At 71.8% G+C, this 16,414-nt stretch carries 13 protein-coding genes; 6 read left to right on the forward strand and 7 right to left on the reverse strand.

The features are described 5' to 3' along the window. Positions 1-43 precede the first annotated feature (43 nt). Positions 44-913: an NUDIX hydrolase gene (locus ABZ354_RS13990; protein ID WP_358656369.1), complete on the forward strand. Its 870-nt coding sequence runs from the start codon at positions 44-46 to the stop codon at positions 911-913. Continuing rightward, positions 910-1,740 (forward strand): MBL fold metallo-hydrolase, encoded by an 831-nt coding sequence (locus ABZ354_RS13995; protein WP_358656371.1) that lies wholly within the window; start codon positions 910-912, stop codon positions 1,738-1,740. Before ABZ354_RS13990 ends, ABZ354_RS13995 begins: the two co-directional genes overlap by 4 nt. Positions 1,741-1,846: 106 nt before the next feature. Here ABZ354_RS13995 and ABZ354_RS14000 read toward each other — a convergent pair whose 3' ends face one another. Continuing rightward, positions 1,847-2,521, reverse strand: coding sequence for a Crp/Fnr family transcriptional regulator (locus ABZ354_RS14000; protein WP_358656373.1), 675 nt, complete (start codon positions 2,519-2,521; stop codon positions 1,847-1,849). 478 nt (positions 2,522-2,999) lie between these two features. On the opposite strand from ABZ354_RS14000, the gene nth reads away from it, so the two are divergent. The 3 genes from nth to ABZ354_RS14015 all read left to right on the forward strand — a co-directional run bounded on the left by nth (position 3,000) and on the right by ABZ354_RS14015 (position 5,854). Continuing rightward, positions 3,000-3,881 carry an endonuclease III gene (nth, locus tag ABZ354_RS14005; protein WP_358656574.1) on the forward strand — a complete coding sequence of 294 codons (882 nt, stop codon included), beginning with the start codon at positions 3,000-3,002 and terminating at the stop codon, positions 3,879-3,881. Positions 3,882-3,945: 64 nt separating this feature from the next. Continuing rightward, entirely contained in the window at positions 3,946-4,641 is a 696-nt protein-coding gene (locus ABZ354_RS14010) for a CoA pyrophosphatase (protein ID WP_358656375.1), read from the forward strand. A 13-nt stretch (positions 4,642-4,654) separates the two neighbouring features. After that, complete coding sequence (locus tag ABZ354_RS14015) at positions 4,655-5,854, forward strand: MarP family serine protease (RefSeq protein WP_358656377.1); 1,200 nt, start codon at positions 4,655-4,657, stop codon at positions 5,852-5,854. Positions 5,855-5,899: 45 nt separating this feature from the next. Here the strand turns inward: ABZ354_RS14015 and ABZ354_RS14020 are convergent, their stop codons facing one another. The 6 genes from ABZ354_RS14020 to ABZ354_RS14045 all read right to left on the reverse strand — a co-directional run bounded on the left by ABZ354_RS14020 (position 5,900) and on the right by ABZ354_RS14045 (position 14,798). After that, positions 5,900-6,079, reverse strand: a complete 180-nt coding sequence (locus ABZ354_RS14020; protein ID WP_358656379.1) for a hypothetical protein — start codon at positions 6,077-6,079, stop codon at positions 5,900-5,902. Between the two features lie 167 nt (positions 6,080-6,246). After that, a complete protein-coding gene (locus ABZ354_RS14025; RefSeq protein WP_358656381.1) occupies positions 6,247-7,197 on the reverse strand; it encodes an alpha/beta hydrolase in 951 nt (316 codons plus the stop codon). Beyond that, complete coding sequence (locus tag ABZ354_RS14030; protein ID WP_358656383.1) at positions 7,194-7,679, reverse strand: phage holin family protein; 486 nt, start codon at positions 7,677-7,679, stop codon at positions 7,194-7,196. The genes ABZ354_RS14025 and ABZ354_RS14030 overlap by 4 nt, the downstream gene beginning before the upstream one ends. Before the next feature lie 183 nt (positions 7,680-7,862). After that, positions 7,863-9,323 (reverse strand): Na+/H+ antiporter NhaA, encoded by a 1,461-nt coding sequence (nhaA, locus tag ABZ354_RS14035; RefSeq protein WP_358656385.1) that lies wholly within the window; start codon positions 9,321-9,323, stop codon positions 7,863-7,865. Positions 9,324-9,713: 390 nt separating this feature from the next. After that, on the reverse strand, positions 9,714-11,672 hold the full coding sequence (gene acs / locus ABZ354_RS14040; RefSeq protein WP_358656387.1) for an acetate--CoA ligase: 1,959 nt from the start codon (positions 11,670-11,672) through the stop codon (positions 9,714-9,716). Between the two features lie 699 nt (positions 11,673-12,371). Beyond that, on the reverse strand, positions 12,372-14,798 hold the full coding sequence (locus tag ABZ354_RS14045; RefSeq protein WP_358656388.1) for a SulP family inorganic anion transporter: 2,427 nt from the start codon (positions 14,796-14,798) through the stop codon (positions 12,372-12,374). A gap of 332 nt (positions 14,799-15,130) precedes the next feature. Here ABZ354_RS14045 and ABZ354_RS14050 point away from each other — a divergent pair, with 332 nt between their 5' ends. Continuing rightward, entirely contained in the window at positions 15,131-16,414 is a 1,284-nt protein-coding gene (locus ABZ354_RS14050; protein WP_358656390.1) for a hypothetical protein, read from the forward strand.

Raw genomic sequence — 16,414 nt, forward strand, 5'->3', positions numbered from 1 at the left:
GGCCCCTCTCGAACATCCGCGCGTCACCGGATAGCCTCCGGCCATGGCGAATGGGCAGTGGTACCCCCCGGAGTGGCCCGCCCGCATCCGCGCGCTCGCGGAGGGCACCCTCACCCCGGTGACCCCGAGACGCGCGGCCACCGTCATGCTCCTGAAGGACACCGGCACCGGTACGGCCGTGCACATGCTGCGCCGTCGTGCCTCCATGGCCTTCGCCGCCGGTGCGTACGCCTATCCGGGCGGCGGCGTCGACCCGCGTGACGACGACCACACCGTGCGCTGGGCGGGCCCCACGCGCGCATGGTGGGCCGGCCGCCTCGGCGTACCCGAGTCCGACGCCCAGGCGATCGTCTGCGCGGCCGTCCGGGAGATGTACGAGGAGGCGGGCGTCCTGCTCGCCGGGCCGACCCCCGACTCGGTCGTCGGTGACACCACGGGCGACGACTGGGAGGCGGACCGCGTCGCCCTGGTCGGCCGTGAGCTGTCCTTCGCCGAGTTCCTCGACCGCCGCGGCCTGGTCCTGCGCTCGGACCTGCTGGGCGCGTGGACCCGCTGGATCACCCCCGAGTTCGAGCCCCGCCGCTACGACACGTGGTTCTTCGTGGCCGCCCTCCCGGAGGGCCAGCGCACCCGCGACGTCTCCACGGAGGCCGACCGCACGGTGTGGATCGCCCCGGGCGAGGCCGCCGCGTCGTACGACAGGGGCGAGCTGCTGATGATGCCGCCGACCATCGCGACGCTGCGTCAGCTGGTGCCGTACGGCACGGCCGCCGGGGCGCTGGCCGCCGCACCCGGCCGGGATCTGACGCCCGTGCTGGCCGAGGCCCGGCTGGAGGACGGCGAGGTCGTGCTGTCCTGGCCGGGCCACGACGAGTTCACCAAGCACATCCCGGCCGGCGGAGCCCCCGAATGACGGCCGCGAACGCCCTGCCGGGCCAGCCGCGCGGCGGCGTCGAATCGGGCCCCGCCACCGCACGCGCGGTCAACGTCCTGGCGCCCAACGCCTCCGCGATGACCCTGGACGGCACGAACACCTGGCTGCTGTCGGAGCCGGACTCCGACCTCGCCGTCGTCGTCGACCCGGGGCCGCTGGACGAGGGGCACCTGCGGCACGTCGTCGGCGCGGCCGAGCGGGCCGGCAGGCGCGTCGCCCTGACCCTGCTGACGCACGGTCACCCCGACCACGCCGAGGGCGCCGCCCGGTTCGCCGAACTGACCGGCACGCGCGTGCGTGCCCTCGACCCGGCGCTGCGGCTCGGCGACGAGGGCCTCGCGGCCGGGGACGTCGTGACCGTCGGCGGACTGGAGCTGCGGGTGGTACCGACACCCGGGCACACGGCCGACTCGCTGTGCTTCCATCTCCCGGCCGACCGGGCCGTCCTCACGGGCGACACGATCCTCGGTCGCGGCACCACCATGGTGGCGCACCCCGACGGCCGCCTGGGCGACTACCTGGACTCGCTGCGCAGACTCAGGTCGCTCACGGTCGACGACGGCGTGCACACGGTCCTGCCGGGGCACGGGCCGGTCCTGGACGACGCCCAGGGCGCCGTGGAGTACTACCTGGCCCACCGGGCCAACCGGCTCGCCCAGGTCGAGACGGCCGTCGAGAACGGCCACCGCACGGCCCCCGAAGTCGTCGCCCAGGTGTACGCCGACGTCGACCGCTCCCTGTGGCCCGCGGCGGAGCTGTCCGTGCGGGCGCAGCTGGAGTACCTGCGCGAGCACGGGCTGATCTGAGGCAGGCACTCCGCCTTCGGCGGCGCCCGAGTGGCCCCCACGCGCGCGGATGCCCGCCTCCGGAGGGAGGCGGGCATCCGGGTCGTACGGCGCTGTGCGGCTCGCGTCAGCGCGAGCGCTTCGCGAGGCGCTCCACGTCCAGCAGGATCACGGCGCGTGCCTCCAGGCGGAGCCAGCCGCGCTGGGCGAAGTCGGCCAGCGCCTTGTTGACCGTCTCGCGGGACGCGCCGACCAGCTGGGCCAGCTCCTCCTGCGTGAGGTCGTGCACGACGTGGATGCCCTCCTCGGACTGCACCCCGAAGCGGCGCGACAGGTCCAGCAGGGCGCGGGCCACCCGGCCGGGGACGTCCGAGAAGACCAGGTCGGACATCGCGTCGTTGGTCTTGCGCAGTCGGCGGGCGACGGCGCGCAGCAGGGCCGTGGCCACCTCCGGGCGGACGTTCAGCCAGGGCTGGAGGTCGCCGTGGCCGAGGCCGAGCAGCTTGACCTCGGTCAGCGCGGTCGCCGTCGCCGTGCGCGGGCCCGGGTCGAACAGCGACAGCTCGCCGATCAGCTCGCTGGGGCCGACGACGGCCAGCATGTTCTCGCGGCCGTCCGGGGACGTGCGGTGCAGCTTGACCTTGCCCTCGGTGACGACGTAGAGCCGGTCACCGGGGTCGCCCTCGTGGAACAGGGAGTCGCCGCGCGCGAGTGTCACCTCACTCATGGAGGCGCGGAGGTCCGCGGCCTGCTCGTCGTCGAGCGCCGCGAAGAGCGGGTTGCGCCGCAGAACGTCGTCCACGAGTTCTCTCCTTGTCGACCTGCTCAGGGGATCTTGCTCCCCCGCGTACACAGGGGACCGTGCTCCCCATCTTGCCGGACCGTGCAAACAGTGTGATCTGTCACAAGGATGCCGCACTGGTGTGCCCGGGTAAGCGGCAGGGGTCCAATTGGGGGCTGATCTTCCGGGTCCGGGGCGGATGTCGGTGCCGGGGCTTAGGCTGGCCGGGTGTCCAAATAGCCGGTGAGCACAGGTCTAGGGGGCTGCCCGGGTGGGTGTACGTCGTGATTCCGCCGTGGGCGAACAGGGCCCTGATGGCGGTAGGGAAACGGCGAGAGCGACAGGAAAGACAGCGGTGGCGAAGTCGGCCGACAAGCGCGTTGCACCGGCCGGGAAGGCCGTTTCCGGGGAGCCCGGTGGGTCCGGTGACTCCGGTGCGGGGACCGCGCCCGGGCCGGCCCGGAAGGCGGGGTCCGGCAAGAAGGCCGCGGCCGAGCCCGTGAAGAAGGCCGCCGCCCTGAAGAAGGCCGTCGTCGCTCCCAAGAAGGCCACCGCCGCCGTCAAGGGTGCTCCGGCGGCGAAGCCCGTCGCCGCGAAGCCGCCGCGGAACGAGTCGCGTACGGCCCTGGTCCGCCGCGCCCGCCGCATCAACCGCGAGCTCGCCGAGGTCTTCCCGTACGCCCACCCCGAGCTGGACTTCGAGAACGCGTTCCAACTGGTGGTCGCCACGGTCCTGTCGGCCCAGACCACCGACCTCAGGGTCAACCAGACGACGCCCGCGCTGTTCGCGAAGTACCCGACCCCCGAGGACCTGGCCGCCGCCAATCCGGAGGAGGTCGAGGAGATCCTGCGGCCGTGCGGCTTCTTCCGGGCCAAGACGCGCTCCGTGACAGGCCTGTCCAAGGCGCTCGTCGAGGACTTCGGCGGCGAGGTCCCCGGCCGCCTCGAGGACCTCGTGAAGCTGCCCGGGGTGGGCCGGAAGACGGCGTTCGTGGTGTTGGGCAATGCCTTCGGGCGTCCCGGCATCACCGTGGACACGCACTTCCAGCGCCTCGTGCGCCGCTGGCAGTGGACGGAGGAGACCGACCCGGACAAGATCGAGGCCGCGGTCGGCGGGCTGTTCCCGAAGAGCGACTGGACCGACCTCTCGCACCACGTCATCTGGCACGGCCGGCGCATCTGCCACGCCCGCAAGCCCGCCTGCGGCGCCTGCCCGATCACCCCGCTCTGCCCGGCGTACGGCGAGGGCGAGACGGACCCGGAGAAGGCGACGAAGCTGTTGAAGTACGAGAAGGGCGGGCACCCGGGGCAGCGGCTGAAGCCGCCGCAGGCGTATCTGGACGCGGGCGGCCGGCCCGCCCCGCCGCTGGGGGCCCGATGAGGGCCGGCCAGGAACGATCCGCGGACCGCCGGGCGTTGGAGAGGACAGAACGAGGGGGGTGCCGATGACGCACGCGAGCAACACGCGGGGCGGCCCCGTGACACTGAGCAAGGAGGGCCTGCCGGACTGGCTGGCTCCGGTGGTGCGGGCCGTGGAGACGGTCCAGCCCGTGCAGCTGAGCCGCTTCCTGCCGCCCGAGGGGGGCGGCGGACGGCAGGCGGCCGTGCTGATCCTCTTCGGTGAGGGCGCGCGCGGCCCCGAGTTGCTGCTGATGGAGCGCGCCGGCTCGCTGCGCTCCCACGCGGGCCAGCCGTCGTTCCCCGGCGGCTCCCTCGACCCCGAGGACGGCGACCCGCAGGGCGACGGCCCGCTGCGGGCCGCGCTTCGCGAGGCCGAGGAGGAGACCGGGCTGGACCCGGCCGGCGTCCAGTTGTTCGGCGTCCTGCCCAGGCTCTACATCCCGGTGAGTGGTTTCGTCGTCACGTCGGTGCTGGGCTGGTGGCGCGAGCCGAGCCCGGTCGGCGCCGTCGATCCCAACGAGACGGCCAGGGTCTTCACGGTCCCCGTGGCCGACCTCACGGATCCGGCCAACCGGGCCACAGCCGTCCACCCGGGAGGGCACCAGGGCCCGGCCTTCCTGGTCGAATCGGCTCTCGTGTGGGGTTTCACGGCCGGAATCATCGACCGCCTGCTGCACTACGCGGGCTGGGAGCGGCCCTGGGACCGGGAGAAGCAGGTCCCGCTCGACTGGCGCTCGTGACAGGGTGGCGTTCGTGAACGTGCTGGACATCCTGTTGCTGGTCGCCGCCGTGTGGTTCGCGATCGTCGGCTATCGCCAGGGCTTCGTCGTCGGCATCCTGTCGGTGATCGGGTTCCTCGGCGGCGGCCTCGTCGCCGTCTACACACTCCCCGTCCTGTGGGACGTACTCACGGACAACGCGGAGGTCAGCACGAGCGCCGCCGTCGTCGCGGTGGTCGTCGTCATCGTGTGTGCCTCGGTCGGCCAGGCCCTGACGACCCATCTGGGCAACAAGCTGCGCCGGTACATCACCTGGTCCCCGGCCAGAGCGCTGGACGCGACCGGCGGCGCGCTGGTCAACGTCGTCGCGATGCTGCTGGTGGCCTGGCTGATCGGCTCCGCCCTGGCGGGCACGACCCTGCCGACGCTCGGCAAGGAGGTCCGCAACTCCAAGGTGCTGCTCGGTGTCTCACGGGCGCTGCCCGCGCAGGCCGACACCTGGTTCGCGGACTTCTCCACCGTCCTCGCGCAGAACGGCTTCCCGCAGGTCTTCAGCCCGTTCTCCAACGAGCCGATCAACGAGGTGCAGCCCCCGGACCCGGCTCTCGTGGGCAGTCCGGTCGCCGCCCGCGCCCAGCACTCCATCGTCAAGGTCACCGGCACCGCGGAGAGCTGCGGCAAGGTCCTGGAGGGCACCGGGTTCGTCTTCGACGACCGCCGCATCATGACGAACGCGCACGTCGTGGGCGGTGTCGACGAGCCCACGGTCCAGATAGGGGGTGAGGGCCGCAAGTACGACGCGACGGTCGTCCTCTACGACTGGCGGCGCGACATCGCCGTACTCGACGTACCCGGACTGAGGGCGCCCGCGCTGCGGTTCACCGGAGAGGACGCCGACGGCGGCGACAGCGCGATCGTCGCCGGCTTCCCGGAGAACGGCGCGTACGACGTGCGTTCGGCGCGCGTGCGCGGCCGCATCACCGCCAACGGGCCCGACATCTACCACCGCGGCACCGTGCGCCGCGACGTGTACTCGCTGTACGCGACGGTCCGCCAGGGCAACTCCGGCGGCCCGCTGCTCACGCCCCGCGGCAAGGTCTACGGCGTGGTCTTCGCGAAGTCCCTCGACAACGCCGAGACGGGCTACGCGCTCACCGCGGACGAGATCAGGGACGACATCGCCAGGGGACGGACCGCGAACCAGCAGGTCGACAGCGACAACTGCGCGCTGTAGGCCCCCGGGAGGGGTGCCGGACGAGCGGGTGCCGAGAGGTTGTTTTCAGCCGCGCGGATGGCGCAGGCGTACCGAGACCCAGCGGGCCCGGCGGCGCAGGATGCGCGGGATTCCCACCCGGAGGTCGGCGCCCGCCACTTGCGGGTTGCCTCGTGGGGAAAAGCCCAGGGCACTGCCCGAGCGGCGATTGCGTGCTGCGTCACTGTAGTCGTGCGTCCAGCCCATACCCCGACGTTTGCCCCTGACCCATGGTCGATAACCGCCCCGGAGGGCGACAATTGGCCTATGCGTCAGGCAAGTGGCCGTTCGGCGGACATGCGTTCGCGTCCGGTACGGCGGGCGCCGGGGGACAGGCCGCCGGCCGGTCCGATCGTCCCGTCGGGCGGGCGCGTTCAGCGGTCGGGCTCGGGGTCTTTCAGCCAGTTGACGAGCTCGGTGGAGAACGCCGCCGGGTCCTCCTCGTGCGGGAAGTGCCCCAGCCCGTCGAACAGCCGCCAGCGGTAGGGCGCTTCGACGTACTCGCCGGAGCCGGCCGCGCTCCGCGTCCGTACGGCGGGGTCGAGCGAGCCGTGCAGATGCAGCGTCGGCACCCGCACCGGACGCTTCATCCGGCGGTTGAACTGGATGCCGTCCGGGCGGGCCATCGACCGCACCATCCACCGGAACGGCTCGATCGAGCAGTGCGCCGTCGAGGGGATGCACATGGCTCGGCGGTACGCCGTGACCGCCTCGTCGTCCAGCGGGCGCGGACCCGACCAGTCCCGGAGCAGACGTCCGACGAGGGCTCCGTCGTCGGCGGTGAGCTGCCGCTCCGGGACCCAGGGCCGCTGGAAGCCCCAGATGTAGGAGCCGGCGGCGGTCTGCCGGGCATCCCTGAGCATCGAGGCGCGCCAGCGCCGCGGGTGCGGCATCGACGTGACCGCGAGCCGTCGTACGAGCTTGGGGCGCATGGCGGCGGCCGTCCACGCCAGGTAGCCGCCCAGGTCGTGGCCGACGAGCGCGGCGTCCGGCTCGCCGAGGGAGCGGATCACGCCGGTGATGTCGAGGGCGAGGTTGGCCGGGTCGTAGCCGCGGGGGGTGCGGTCGCTGCCGCCGACGCCCCTGAGGTCCATGGCGACGGCCCGGTACCCGGCGTCGGCCAGGGCGCCCAGCTGGTGCCGCCAGGTCCACCAGAACTGCGGGAAGCCGTGCACGAGCAGTACGAGCGGCCCGTCACCCACTTCCGCGATGTGGAAACGGGCGCCGTTGGCGGCGACGTCCCGGTGGGTCACCCGGTGACCGCCGGGCACGTCGAGCCGTACGAGCGAGGCGGGCCGCGCCGAAGAATTGCCGGGGTCGGTCATGAGGACGAGCGTGCCACAGCCTCGATCGCCTCGGGAGCCGGGGCTTCGACGGCCGGGCGCGGATGCGGCTTGGCGTTCTGCAGGACGCCCGCCGATTCCTTCATCGACGCGGCGACCGTCTGCGGGCCGCGGCTCTTCCTCGCCTTCTTCGCGAACGCGACACCGGTCAGCACGAGGAGGACCGCGACCAGGACGTTGGCGGCGAAGGACAGCAGGAAGCAGATCGCCAGGTTCCAGTGGCTCCACGTGCGGATGCCGTAGGCCAGGGCGAAGTTCAGCATCGGCAGGGAGAACAGCAGGAGCAGGCCGGCCGCGGTGAAGGCGCCGCCGCTCATCGCACCGCGCTTGACATCCCGCTTCAGCTGGGCCTTGGCCAGTGCGATCTCGTCGTGCACCAGCGCCGACAATTCGGTCGTCGCCGTGGCGAACAGCTGACCGATGCTGCGTTCGGCGCCGACCGGGCTGCCGTCGGGTGCGCTCATCGCGGTCTCCCTCTTGTGCGTGCGTTCTGCGTGCGTTCCGTGGTGATCGTGCGGTCCGTCTGCGGTGCGTTCGCCATGGGTCTGCGGTGCGTCCGCGGTGCGACGGGGCGGGTCTGACGGGCCGTGGATCCGGCCGCGTACGTCCGGGTTCATGATTCCGTCTTTATGTACCGTCTCGTCAGATCATGCCGGACCGTTCTCGTCCACGCCTGCCCTGCCCGACACTTCGGCAAGCCTGCGGCGCTCCGCGGCCTTCTCGGCGGCGATCCGGCGGTGTTCCGCGGCCTTGCGCTCGTGGATGGCGGCCATCCGAAGGTGGTACTCCGGTTCGTCCTCCTCGTAGATGTCCGGAACGCCGTCGAGGTCGTCGTCGCGGTTCTCGGCGTCGTACAGCCGTCGATACTTGGCGTTGCGCACCTTCAGCAGCACGGACGCCAGGACGGCCGCGATCACCGAGCCCGTCAGCACAGCGGCCTTGACCGTGTTCGTGAGGACCGCGTCGTCCTCGAAGGCGAGCTCGCCGATGAGCAGCGAGACGGTGAAGCCGATGCCGGCGAGTGTCGCCACCGCGAAGACGTCGGCCCACGCCAGTTCGTCGCCGAGCGAGGCCCTCGTGAAACGCGCCGTGAGCCAGGTGCCGCCGAAGACACCGATGGTCTTGCCGACGAACAGACCGAGTACGACACCGAGTGGTTCCGGCTTGGTGAACACCTCGCCGAGGGCGGGTCCGGACACGGACACACCCGCGCTGAACAGCGCGAACAGCGGCACGGCCAGACCCGCCGACAGGGGGCGCACGAGGTGCTCGACGCGTTCGCCGGGGGATCGTTCCTCGCCCTCGCGCCGGTGGCAGCGCAGCATCAGGCCCATGGCGACACCGGCGATGGTGGCATGCACGCCGCTGTTGTACATCAGCCCCCAGATCACCAGGGCGAGCGGCACGTACACGAACCAGCCGCGCACGCCCTTGCGCAGCAGCAGCCAGAACACCGCCAGGGCGGCGACGGCGCCGCCGAGGGCCGCGAAGTCGATGCGGTCGGTGAAGAAGATCGCGATGATGAGGATCGCGAACAGGTCGTCCACGACCGCGAGTGTGAGCAGGAAGGCCCGCAGCGCGCTCGGCAGGGACGTCCCGATCACGGCGAGCACGGCCAGCGCGAAGGCGATGTCGGTGGCGGTGGGCACGGCCCAGCCGTCGAGGGAGCCGTGGCCGGCGGTGCTGGTCACGACGTAGACCACGGCCGGTACGGCCATGCCGCAGAGGGCCGCGACGACCGGCAGCACGGCTGCCTTCGGGTCTTTCAGGTCGCCGTCGACGAGTTCGCGCTTGAGCTCTGTGCCCGCGACGAAGAAGAAGATCGCCAGCAGTCCGTCGGCGGCCCAGTGGGCGACGGACAGGTGGAGGCCGAGGGATTCCGGGCCGAGGTGGTAGTGGCCGACGCGCTCGTAGCTGTCGTGCAGCACCGGTACGTTCGCCCAGAACAGGGCGCTGATCGCCGCGAGGAGCAGCAGGACACCGCCGACGGTCTCGGTGCGCAGCGCGTTCGTGACGAACCGTCGCTCGGGCAGCGAAAGGCGCCCGAACGCTCTGCGGGTGAGGGTGGCGGCGGGGCGGGGCGGGGTGCTGGTGCGAGGCTCGGGCACGGGGGACCTCCCGGTCGGTGGGCAGCGTGGAGCGCATGCCGACCAGACTTCCCGGCGCACCTTGGACAGACGTCTTTTTGTTTAGTTTACCTAATGGGGCTGGAGAATCGCGGCTCGGACGTCCGGCGCGCGGTCGGCAGGGTCCGCCGGTCCTCACATCGGGCAGCGGTGACCGGAGCATGAGCGGCGGCAGAGGCGGCAGAGGCGGCAGAGGAGGAACAGGAGGCGGAGGCGGCCGGGACAGGCGGGCAGCGAGGACGACAGAAGGGCACCCGGCGCGCCGACGCCGGGTGCCCCCTTGTTCACGTTGAGCCGTTGCCCGCCCGTTCCGGCTGCCGGTGCCGGTGCCGGTGCCGGTGCCGGTGTCGGCACCGGTGGCGGACGTTCCGGTCAGTCCTCGCTCGGCGCCGCCGGGAGCTTCGCCTGGATGAGGTCCATGACCGTGGAGTCCGTGAGCGTCGTGACGTCACCGAGCTGGCGGTTCTCCGCGACGTCCCGGAGCAGACGGCGCATGATCTTGCCGGAGCGGGTCTTCGGCAGCTCCGCCACCGGCAGGATCCGCTTCGGCTTGGCGATCGGGCCGAGCGTGGCACCGACGTGGTTGCGCAGCTCGGCGACCAGGTCCTCGGTCTCCGAGGCCGTACCCCGCAGGATCACGAAAGCCACGATGGCCTGACCGGTCGTCTCGTCCGCCGCGCCCACCACGGCCGCCTCGGCGACCGAGGGGTGCGAGACCAGCGCCGACTCGACCTCGGTGGTCGAGATGTTGTGCCCGGACACCAGCATCACGTCGTCGACCCGGCCCAGCAGCCAGATGTCGCCGTCGTCGTCCTTCTTCGCCCCGTCGCCGGCGAAGTACTTGCCCTCGAAGCGCGACCAGTACGTGTCCAGGAACCGCTGGTCGTCGCCCCAGATCGTGCGCAGCATCGACGGCCACGGCTCGGTGAGCACCAGATAGCCGCCGCCGCCGTCCGGCACCTCGTTCGCATCGTCGTCCACGACGGTCGCGGCGATGCCGGGCAGCGGACGCTGGGCGGAACCGGGCTTGGCCTCCGTCACACCAGGAAGCGGTGTGATCATCATCGCGCCGGTCTCCGTCTGCCACCAGGTGTCGACGACCGGTGTGCGGTCGGCACCGATGTGCTTGCGGTACCAGATCCACGCCTCGGGGTTGATCGGCTCGCCGACCGAGCCCAGCACGCGCAGGCTGCTCAGGTCGAACTTCGCGGGGATGTCGTCGCCCCACTTCATGAACGTCCGGATCGCCGTCGGCGCCGTGTAGAGGATCGTGACGCCGTACTTCTGGACGATCTCCCAGAAGCGGCCCTGGTGCGGGGTGTCCGGCGTGCCCTCGTACATGACCTGCGTCGCGCCGTTGGCCAGCGGCCCGTACACGATGTAGGAGTGGCCGGTGACCCAGCCGACATCGGCCGTGCACCAGTACACGTCCGTCTCGGGCTTGAGGTCGAAGACCGCCCAGTGCGTGTACGCCGTCTGGGTGAGGTAGCCGCCGGAGGTGTGCAGGATGCCCTTCGGCTTACCCGTGGTGCCCGAGGTGTAGAGGATGAACAGCGGGTGCTCCGCGCCGAACGCCTCCGGCGTGTGCTCGGCGGACTGCCCGTCGACCAGCTCGTGCCACCACTTGTCGCGGCTGTCGTGCCACGCGACGTCCTGGCCGGTGCGGCGGACGACGAGCACGTGCTCCACGTTGCCCGCGCGCTCGACCGCCTCGTCCACGGCGGGCTTCAGTGCGGACGGCTTGCCGCGCCGCCAGCCGCCGTCGGACGTGATGACGACCTTGGCGTCGGCGTCCTGGATACGGGTCGCGAGCGCGTCCGCGGAGAAGCCGCCGAAGACCACCGAGTGCGCGGCGCCGATACGGGCGCACGCCAGCATCGCGACGGCCGTCTCGGGGATCATCGGCATGTAGATCGCGACGCGGTCGCCCTGCCGCACGCCCAGCTCCAGCAGGGCGTTGGCGGCCCTGGAGACCTCGTCCTTGAGCTCGGCGTAGGTGATGGCGCGGCTGTCGCCGGGCTCGCCCTCGAAGTGGATGGCGACCCGGTCGCCGTGGCCGGCCTCCACGTGCCGGTCGACGCAGTTGTACGCGACGTTGAGCGTGCCGTCCTTGAACCACTTGGCGAACGGCGGGTTCGACCAGTCCAGGGTTTCGGTCGGCTCCTCGGCCCAGGTCAGCCGACGGGCCTGCGCGGCCCAGAAACCGAGCCTGTCAGCCTTGGCCTGTTCGTACGCCTCTGCCGTGACGTTGGCGCTGTCGGCCAGGTCGGCGGGCGGCGCGAACCTGCGCTCTTCCTTCAACAGGTTGGAAAGGGAAGACCTCTCGCTCATCGTCCCGTCTCCTTCCTGAGCAGGTTGGCCAGGCTTTCGTTGCTCACGACATCTCCCTCTCGAAGGGTGCCCGTTGTGTCCCAGGCCACAGCTCATCAGACCCGGGGGCCCGCTGACAAGGGCAGACGGGCAATTGGTTTAGACCTGTGTGAGGGTGGACTCGGACTGTTCGGGCTGCTCGGACGGGCTGGGTCACCCGGATGACCCGTATGACTCGAACGGCTTGCATGACTCGGCATCGGGCGGGCGGCTGCGGGCTCACCGGTTCCCACGAGCCGTACGACGGACGGGTTCAGCCCTGTTATCCCTCTCACATCCGGACCGGTCAGCAACGCAAGCGCGCCCGTCCGGGGAGCGCGAGACAAGCGCGCATGGGGAGGGGCCGACGACGCCAGTGGGTCCATCCGGCTGGGCCGGGGACGGAAGCACACCGGCCGGCGCCGCGCGCCACAGGACACGCGGCGGCGGCCGGATGGAGGTGGGCGGGAGCGTGGACTCGCACCGAGGCTGAGAGCCACGGGCTGCTCGGCCGCACACCGGCCGGCGCCGCGCGCCACAGGACGCGCGGCGGCGGCCGGCACGGAGGTGGGCGGGCGCGTGGACTCGCGCCGGTCGGTTCCGGCCCCGGTCGGAGCCGAAGGCCTCCGCCCGGACGTGCGGGCGGAGGCCGTTTGTTGCCGTGAGGTGCCCGCCCTCAGGTCAGGCGGACAGTTCCGCCGCCCGGACCCGGTCGAACACCTCGCTGCCGTCGGCCCCCGTGAGCAGGTAGGCCTGTGCCTCACCCACATGGAAGTACATGCCGTGCAGCTCCAGCGCCCCCTCTCGCAGGGCGCGGCCCACCGATTCGTGGGCGTGCAGGTGCTCCAGCTGCTGGACCACGTTGGCCAGGCAGAGCCGTTCCACCGCGTCGGCGGGATCCCGTCCGGTCAGCTCGGGCAGGTCCCCGGCGTCGTCGGCCAGCCGCTCCAGACTGGGTTTCCCGTGTCGCAGCCACCGCTTCAGCGGGGTCCGGGCGCCGCCGGGCTCGGAGCTGAGCAGTGCCTGCATGGCGCCGCATCCGGAGTGTCCGCACACCGTGATGGACCGCACCCGCAGCACGTCCACCGCGTACTCGATCGCGGCCGCCACCGAGTCGTCGCCGCTCTCCTCGCCGGGCAGTGGCACGAGGTTGCCGACGTTGCGCACCACGAACAGGTCGCCCGGACCGCTGGAGGTGATCATCGAGGTGACCAGCCGTGAGTCGGCGCAGGTCAGGAAGAGCTGGGACGGCTGCTGGCCCTCACGCGCGAGCCGGGCCAGCTCACCGCGCACCAGGGGGGCGGTGTGGCGCTGGAACGCGCTGATGCCACGCGCCAGCTCGTGTCCGCTCGGCGGGAACTTGCCGGTCCCTTCCGGGTGGGCGTCGCCGGAGGACGGGGCGGGCTGTCGCGGCCCCTCGCACTGGTGGTTGCGCCAGGCGGTCCAGGGCCGGCAGCGGCAGCCGGCACCGGCCGGCGCGACCGGGGGGACGACGGCCGGGTCGTCCCCGAAGTCGTCGGTGCCACTTCGGGCGGCGAGGGCCGCGAGGGTGGCGGGTTCGGCGATCCGGACCCCGGCCCGACGGCCGGTGATGCCGACGGTGCCGCCCCGCGCGGTGTGCGTCCTCTGCCAGTCGTGCAGGGTCTCGTACGCCGCGTGGTCCATGAACGAGCCGTCCAACTCCACGACGGCGTCGGCACCTTGGGGCACGAGGTGCAGGGCGCGGCTGAGCCGGGGCACCGCGAGGAACGTCAGCTGCCCTCGTACGTGTACGTGATGGACTCCTTCCTGCTCGTCGTGCGTGATGCGGGTGCGGGTGAGGCGGTGCAGGGCGACGGCGACGGCGACGCCGATCCCGAGCATGACGCCCTCGAGGACGCCGAAGACCACCACGCCGAGTGTGGTCACGGCGTACACGAGCACTTCGCGGTGGCGGGTCACCGTGCGGATGTGGTGCAGGGACACCATCTGGATGCCGACGGCCATCACCAGGGCGGCGAGTGAGGCCAGCGGGATGAACTCCAGGAGCGGAACCATCAGGAGGGCGGCGATCACTACGAGAACGCCGTGCAGCATCGTCGAGTTCCGGCTGAGGGCACCCGCGTTCACATTCGCGGTACTGCGCACGGCGACGCCCGCGACGGGCAGTCCGCCGAGGGCGCCGGAAACGATGTTCGCGGCGCCCTGCCCGAGCAGCTCGCGGTCCAGGTCCGAGCGTCCGACGTGGGCGGACGGACCACTCCGGGCGGCGACCAGCTTGTCCACGGCGACCGCGCCGAGCAGCGACTGCACGCTGCACACCAGCGTGGTGGTCAGGACGGCGGCGACGAGGCCGAGCACCGGGCCCTCGGGGAGCCCGGCGAGCGCGTGACTGCGCCAGGACGGCAGGTCCACCTCGGGCAGGCCCGCCCCGGCGAGCGCCGCGGCGGTGGTGGCCCCGGTGACGGCGACGAGGGCGGCCGGCACGGCGCGCAGCAGGCGCCCCGTCCGGCCGGGCAGCCGCGGCCAGAGCAGCAGCAGGGCCAGGGTCAGCGCGCTCACGGCGAGGGACGCGGGGGGCGCGTCGGCCAACTGGGCGGGCAGCGCACGCAGGTTGTGCAGCACGGAGCTCTGGGGTGTGCCGCCGAGGACGATGTGCAACTGGGCGACGGCGATGGTGACGCCGATGCCGGCGAGCATGCCGTGCACGATGGCGGGGCTGACAGCCAGCGCGCCGCGCGCCACCCGCAGGCAGCCGAGGGCGAGCTGGGTGAAACCGGCGAGGACGCTGACGGCGCACGTCGTCCGCCAGCCGTAGCGCTGGATGAGGTCGGCGGTGACGACGGTCAGTCCGGCGGCGGGGCCGCTGACCTGGAGGGGGCAGCCGCCGATGCGTCCGGCGACGATGCCGCCGACGGCAGCGGCGACGAGGCCGGCCTGGAGGGGCGCGCCGGTGGCGAGGGCGATGCCCAGCGACAGGGGGAGGGCGATCAGGAAGACCGCGATCGAGGCGGACACGTCGGCGCCCGCGATGCGGAATCGCCGGCGTGGGGCCGGTGGCGGGCTGTGGGGAGGGTGATTGCGCTTCGTGGACGTCGAGTTGATGCGGGTGGGGACGCAGGCGGACATGTTTCCCGTCTCCTCCGGGGCAGCGCGGTCGCAGAACTGGTGGTCCCCGCTCGGTGGCGGGGCTCGGTCGCGGCCGTGGGTCACGGCGTGCAGCGGCGGGATGATTCAACGCTCGGTAAACAGATCGTAATGGCGAGTAAAGGCACGGCATAGCTTTTCCAGGTGAATGGGCTAATGGGTCACTCCACAGAGTGAAGCCATCATTTAGTCGGCTTGTCGTACTAATCCCTTCTTTTGTGCTGTGCGACGTTGACGGCGCTGTGGCCTCCTCGGCGCAGTGCCAGACATCGCCTCACCAGCGTTGGCCCGAGAGAAGGAAGAAGGTGGGCGGATTGGCCGCCACCCACAAGATTGCGGCGGGCACCGTGGTCGCCGCGGCCTGCGTCGCGTCCCTCGCCGGTTGCGGAGTCGGCGCCGACGACGCCCAGCAGGGCACGGACGCGCCGCAGAAGCACAAGGTGAAGCCGGCCGCCCCGGCACCCAGGAGCGTCGTACGGCTGATCGGCGACGGCTCGACGGCGCACACCGGGGCGCAACCCCATCTGCCCCGGCCCGAGCGCCTCAGGCCCGGACAGAAGCCCCCGCAGTTCGTCGTGTTCTCCTGGGACGGCGCGGGCGAGGACAGCCAGCGGCTGTTCTCCCGCTTCCGCGAGGTCGCCAAGGCCAACAACGCCACCATGACGTTCTTTCTGAGCGGCGTGTACCTGCTGCCGAAGGACAAACGCCGCCAGTACCGGCCGCCGCACCACTCGCCGGGTCGCTCCGACATCGGCTTCAACGACGTACGCGGCATCGCCGACACCGTCGGGCAACTGCGCCTGGCGTGGCTGGAGGGCAACGAGATCGGCACCCACTTCAACGGCCACTTCTGCGGGCGCGGCGGTGGTGTCGGGGAGTGGTCGGTGCAGGACTGGAAGGACGAGATCGCCCAGGCCAAGCAGTTCGTGAAGACGTGGAAGACCAACACCGGCATGTCGAAGGCCGCGCCGCTGCCCTTCGACTACGACAAGGAACTCATCGGCGCCCGCACTCCTTGTCTGGAGGGCCAGGAGAAGTTCATGCGGGCCGCCCGCGAGCTGGGCTTCCGCTACGACACCAGCGGTGTCAACAGCCAGCTCTGGCCCAAGAAGAAGCACGGCCTGTGGGACCTGTCGATGCAGCTCGTGCCGTTCCCCGGGCACTCCTACGAGCAGTTGAGCATGGACTACAACTACATGGTCAACCAGTCCGGCACTGCGACCCAGGGCGACCCGGCCAAACGCAGACTGTGGGGCGACCAGATGCGCGACAGCCTCCTCGAGGGCTTCCGCCGCGCCTACGACGGCAACCGCGCCCCGCTGATCATCGGCAACCACTTCGAGAGCTGGAACGGCGGCACCTACATGCGGGCCGTCGAGGAGGTCGTCGAGCGCGTGTGCACCCAGGCCGAGGTGCGCTGTGTCTCCTTCCGGCAGCTCGCGGACTGGCTGGACGCCCAGGACCCGGACATGCTGGACAAACTGCGCACCCTGGCCGTCGGCGAGGCCCCGGAGGAGGGCTGGGGCGCCTTCGTCGCGGGCGGCCCCGCCGCTCCGGCGCCCAAGGGTGTGCCAGGGGCGCCGACCGCGAAGCAGTGA

The sequence above is a fragment of the Streptomyces sp. NPDC005925 genome (genome assembly GCF_040638805.1).
In the GTDB taxonomy this organism is placed as follows: Bacteria; Actinomycetota; Actinomycetes; order Streptomycetales; family Streptomycetaceae; genus Streptomyces.

Bases quoted from the DNA above. Each gene is read 5' to 3' on its own strand.
- ABZ354_RS14010 (WP_358656375.1), top strand. From the start codon at position 3,946: ATGACGCACGCGAGCAACACGCGGGGCGGCCCCGTGACACTGAGCAAG.
- ABZ354_RS14025 (WP_358656381.1), bottom strand. From the start codon at position 7,197: ATGACCGACCCCGGCAATTCTTCGGCGCGGCCCGCCTCGCTCGTACGG.
- ABZ354_RS14030 (WP_358656383.1), bottom strand. From the start codon at position 7,679: ATGAGCGCACCCGACGGCAGCCCGGTCGGCGCCGAACGCAGCATCGGT.
- ABZ354_RS14045 (WP_358656388.1), bottom strand. From the start codon at position 14,798: ATGTCCGCCTGCGTCCCCACCCGCATCAACTCGACGTCCACGAAGCGC.
- ABZ354_RS14020 (WP_358656379.1), bottom strand. From the start codon at position 6,079: ATGGGCTGGACGCACGACTACAGTGACGCAGCACGCAATCGCCGCTCG.
- ABZ354_RS13990 (WP_358656369.1), top strand. From the start codon at position 44: ATGGCGAATGGGCAGTGGTACCCCCCGGAGTGGCCCGCCCGCATCCGC.
- acs (WP_358656387.1), bottom strand. From the start codon at position 11,672: ATGAGCGAGAGGTCTTCCCTTTCCAACCTGTTGAAGGAAGAGCGCAGG.
- ABZ354_RS13995 (WP_358656371.1), top strand. From the start codon at position 910: ATGACGGCCGCGAACGCCCTGCCGGGCCAGCCGCGCGGCGGCGTCGAA.